This window comes from Streptomyces sp. SID3343, from assembly GCF_009865215.1.
Taxonomy (GTDB): domain Bacteria; phylum Actinomycetota; class Actinomycetes; order Streptomycetales; family Streptomycetaceae; genus Embleya.
This window is the reverse complement of sequence record NZ_WWJX01000618.1, coordinates 1-4,426: the sequence shown is the minus strand read 5'-3', so window position 1 is coordinate 4,426 and position 4,426 is coordinate 1. Positions and strand designations below refer to the sequence as shown.

The following is a 4,426-nucleotide window of genomic DNA, read 5'->3' as shown; positions in this document are numbered from 1 at the left end:
TGGGCGGGTGGGATCAAAACCAGCCCAGCCGGCACATGAGGCCACCCCCAACCCCGCCTAAGGACCCGAAGGGGACACCACATCCCCGTCCACCCAAAACGGCGCAAGCCGCGCCCGCAACTCACCCGCGCCCACGCGATCAAGCACCCGCAACGCCCCCATGTTCTCGACCAATTGCTCCCGCCGACTCGCCCCGAACAACACGTTCGCCGTAGCCGGATGCGTCAACGTGAACGCCACGCACACCTGCGCCGCAGTCGCCCCCAACTCCTCGGCCAACGCGGCGACCCCCGCCGAAGCGGCGACGATCCGCTCCCGCACGCCCCCCGGATCGCGACCGATCTGCCGCGCCGGCGCGACCTTGCCGGCCAGGATCCCGCCCTCCAACACGTCGGACGCCTGCATCGACAGACCCGCCGAGAACAGCTCGGCGAACGGCGCACCGTCGGCGATCGAGCGCCGGCACGGGCTGTACTTGAGCTGCGCCACCTGCGGCCCGGCCGACCCGGCGGCGACCGCGTATCCGCGGATCGTCGTGATCGCCTCCGCCGACCAGTTGTTCACGCCCCAATGCCCGATCAGCCCGCTCCGCTCCAAGTCGGCCAGATCACCGGCGAGTTGCTCCAGGTCGAGGTCCGGCGAGCGGATGTCGCCCAGGATCGCGAGGTCGGCGTGGTCGGCGCCGACCCGGAACATCGCGCGCTCCACCTGCTCACGCAAGGACTGCTCCGGATAGCCCTCCAACCACACCTTCGTCGACAGCAGGTAGTCCGCGCGGGCCAGCCCCGCCGCCCGCACGATCGCCGAGAACAACACGTCGGTGAACACCGGCGGTTGCCCCGGAATGCCGTACACCGCGACGTCGAACAGATCGATGCCCGACTCGACCGCGTAGCCGACCATGTCGACCGCGTCGTGAAAGTCCATCCGGTCGTAGGTGTGCCACGACCCCAGCGACAGCACGGGCACCTGCGGCCCGACCGTGCCCAACCGACGTCGCGGAACGGTGATGTCGCTCATCCGATTCTCTTCTTCCTTTTCCTTGAGACATGAGAAATGAGACACGAGAAGGCAGTCTTTTCGACAGCGCCGACGGCCCGAGGGCCATCACGCCGACACCGCGCCGCCGCTCCCCTCACGGCAGCCACGGATGCACGACCGCCTTGACCTGCTCCTGCCGCCCCATCGCCGCGAGAGCGTCACTCGCCCCCGACAGTCCCACCGGCGCCGAGAACAGCCGGTCCCACGCGAACCGATCGCAGAAGTCGCGCAGGAATTCCACGGCCCGGTAGTAGTCGCCCACATCCCCGTTGAGCGACCCCACGACATTGAGTTCCTTGCCCATGACCGTCCCCAGCGACAACCGCTCCGGCGCAGGCCCGGTGCTGCCCACGACCACGAACGTCCCCCCGAACGCCGCCAGGTCGATCGCCTCCGCGCCCACCCCCGGCGCACCCGCCAGATCCAGTACCAGATCCGCCCCCCGCCCCTGCGTCGCGCCGAGCACCGCCTCCCGCCGCGCGTCGCGGTCCTCGTCCAGGCTCAGGGTCAGGTCGGCGCCGAACTCGCGGGCCAGGTCCAGGCGTACCTTCGGCGCACCGATCGTGATCACCGACCGAGCCCCGCTCGCCTTGGCCATCGCGCCGGCCACGATGCCCAGCGCCCCCGCGCCCTGCACGAGCACGTTGGCGCCGGGCCGTACCCCACCGGCGCGGTCGAAGGCGTGCAGCACGGTCTTGACCGCGCACCCCGCGCACGCGGCCCACGTGTCGGGGACGTCGTCGGGTACGAGGACCTTCTCCGCGCGGGGGCCGACATAGGCGAACTCGGCCAACCCGGCTGTGGCGTAGGGCCATTGGTCCGAACGCTGACGAAAACCGTAGCCCCGGTCGGCGCATGCCACCGGCCGGCGCAACACCGTACAGCCGTAACACGAGCCGCACGTCGACTCGGACCAGCCGATCCGGTCGCCCACCCGGATCGGCCGACCCAGGGCGTCGGTGGTGCCGGCGCCGACGGCCTCCACCGTGCCGGTCATCTCGTGGCCGAGCACCATCGGCAGCATGCCGGGAAAGGTCATCGCCCCGCGCCACAGATGTACGTCGGTGGCGCACAGCGTCGCGCAGCGGATCCGGACCAACGCCGCCCCCGGGTCACACTGTTCGGGCAACGCGATCTCCTCCAGGACCAGCGGTCGATCGTGCTCGCGCAGGACCGCGGCGCGGGTCGATTCGACCGGTGCCGACGGGGTTACAGCGCTCATGAACGTGCTCCGATCCCTTGTCTTCCGAGTGTCTTGATACATCGGCCTCCAACACGGAGGCGACCGAAGCGGGCGCGACCGAAGCGGAGGCGCCCCACGCGGGCGCGACCGAACCCACTACCTGCTGTGTGCCGTGTCCCAGACCTCGTGGCGGCTGCGCCACCACAACAGGACCAGGATCACCAGGAACGGGATCACCCCGCGGTACTCGCGTACCGAATCCAGCGACGCCGACAGCCCTTCGAGGGCGCCCAGCAGCAGCCCGCCCGCGAACGTCAGCGGCAGGTTGCGAAAGCCACCGACCATGGCGACCGCGAGCGCGGTGACGATCAGCTTGCCCAGCGTGGAGAAGTCGCCGCCCAGGCGCGGCGCGACCAGGATGATCACCAGCGCGGTCAGCGCGCCGATCGCCACCCAGACCCCGGTCGCGAGTCGCGGCGCGGAGATGCCGACGACCTGCGCCGTCGAAGGCCGCTCGGACAGCGCCTGGAGCCGCAGGCCGACCAGGGTCTTGCGCAGCATCAGTTCGACGCCGACCGTGATGATCGCCGCGAAGACGAGCGAGACCAGGACGGCCTGCGAGACCACGACGTCGCCGATTCGAAACAGCGCACCGTCGAAGGGCTCGGGGAAGCGGCGCGCGCCGGTGGAGGTGGCGCCGAACAGCCGCAGGCCGACCGCCATCACCGCGACGTAGACCGCGACCGTGACGGCGGCCTTGGTACGTTCGTTGTGTTCCCCGAACCAGCGGATCAGCACCGCGCCCAGGACTCCGGACAGCACCGCGCTGACCGCGACGCCCAGCAGCAGCGCCGGCCACACGTTCAGGCCGTCGTCGGTCAGGGACACCATCGTGAAGGCACCCATGGCGCCGACCGCGGCCATCGCGAAGTTCACGACGGCGACCAGTCGATAGGTCAGGACGACACACAGGCCCAGCAGCGCGTAGCCTCCGCCGCTGCTGAGGCCGGCGATCACAGAGTTCAGCATCGAGCACTCACCTCCTGGTCACGGCTCCGGCCGCGCGCCCCGAACGAGCGTGCGGCGGCCGGGCCGCGGTGGTTGGGTCGCAACGGTGTGCGGCTACTTCTTGCCGGGCACGACGAAGCCCTCGGGCAGCACCTTCCATGTGCCGTTCTCGACCTTGACGAAGCGGCTGCCCTCGACGGGGTTGTGCTTGTCGCCGGGGCCGAACGTCCAGGGGGAGCCGACCATCGGGTAGTCGATCGGGGTCATCTTCTTGAACGCCTCGGTGACCGTCTTGCGGGTGATGTCGCCCTTGATCGACTTGAGCACCTGGACGAACACGTCGGCGGACATCACCGCGCCCTGGCTGAAGGCGGTGCGCTGGATGCCGTTCTTGTCCATCAGCTTCGCCCAGCGATCGTTGCCGGGCAGGGTGACGTCGGTGTACGGCTGCCACTCGGTGCCCACGTAGGCGTTCATGCCGGCCGGGACGAGCTTGGCGTTGGCGTCGGTGTAGCTGTTGGCGCCCATGATGAAGTCCACGTTCTGCATGCCCTGGGTCTGGGCCTGGGAGAACCACGGGCCGACCTGCGCGTTGTAGAGCACGGCCTGACACCCGGCCTGCTTGGCGGCGATCAGGTGCGGGGTCGGGTCGCCCTCGCCGACCGCGGTGTCCTTCGCGGCGAGGGTTTTGCCGGTGAGGTCGCTCCACTCCTTGATCGCGTCGCCGATGCCGCCGCCGCTGCCGGGCAGGGTCGTGTAGAACAGGCAGACCTTGTCGTGGTGCAGCGTCTCCGAGGCGTAGTAGAGCATCGCGGTGAGCAGCTTGAACGGCCCGGGGTTGACCGGCGCGATGTCGGGGCTGGAGAAGCACGCGGGGTCCACCCCGACGGCGGGGATCGAGACGATCTTGGCGGTCTTGTACCCGGCCCGGTTGACGCCACAGTCCACCGCGCTGGAGGAGCCGACGAGGGCGACCACGCCCTTGGACTGCACGAGTTCCACCGCGTTCTCGGTGGACCGCTGCGGGTTCATCGCGTCGTCCTTGCTGATCAACTCCAGCTTGCGGCCGTTGATCCCACCGGCCGCGTTGACCTCGTCGAAGACGGCCTTGACCGCCTGCGGCACCTCGGGGGTCTGGAACAGGCCGGTGACGCCGTTGATCGAGCCGACCTTGATGGCGCCGTCGGTGGAACC

General features: G+C 69.7%; 4 protein-coding genes. All 4 read right to left on the bottom strand.

What is annotated here, in order from left to right:
- Positions 1-57: 57 nt before the first annotated feature.
- A complete protein-coding gene (locus GT354_RS19210) occupies positions 58-1,020 on the bottom strand; it encodes an aldo/keto reductase (RefSeq protein WP_161357529.1) in 963 nt (320 codons plus the stop codon).
- Between the two features lie 115 nt (positions 1,021-1,135).
- Complete coding sequence (locus GT354_RS19205; protein WP_161357528.1) at positions 1,136-2,263, bottom strand: zinc-binding dehydrogenase; 1,128 nt, start codon at positions 2,261-2,263, stop codon at positions 1,136-1,138.
- Positions 2,264-2,380: 117 nt separating this feature from the next.
- Complete coding sequence (locus GT354_RS19200; protein ID WP_161357527.1) at positions 2,381-3,253, bottom strand: branched-chain amino acid ABC transporter permease; 873 nt, start codon at positions 3,251-3,253, stop codon at positions 2,381-2,383.
- Between the two features lie 93 nt (positions 3,254-3,346).
- On the bottom strand, positions 3,347-4,426 hold a 1,080-nt coding region (locus GT354_RS19195; RefSeq protein ID WP_161357526.1), incomplete at its 5' end, for an ABC transporter substrate-binding protein.

Bases quoted from the DNA above. Each gene is read 5' to 3' on its own strand.
- GT354_RS19210 (WP_161357529.1), bottom strand. From the start codon at position 1,020: ATGAGCGACATCACCGTTCCGCGACGTCGGTTGGGCACGGTCGGGCCG.
- GT354_RS19205 (WP_161357528.1), bottom strand. From the start codon at position 2,263: ATGAGCGCTGTAACCCCGTCGGCACCGGTCGAATCGACCCGCGCCGCG.
- GT354_RS19200 (WP_161357527.1), bottom strand. From the start codon at position 3,253: ATGCTGAACTCTGTGATCGCCGGCCTCAGCAGCGGCGGAGGCTACGCG.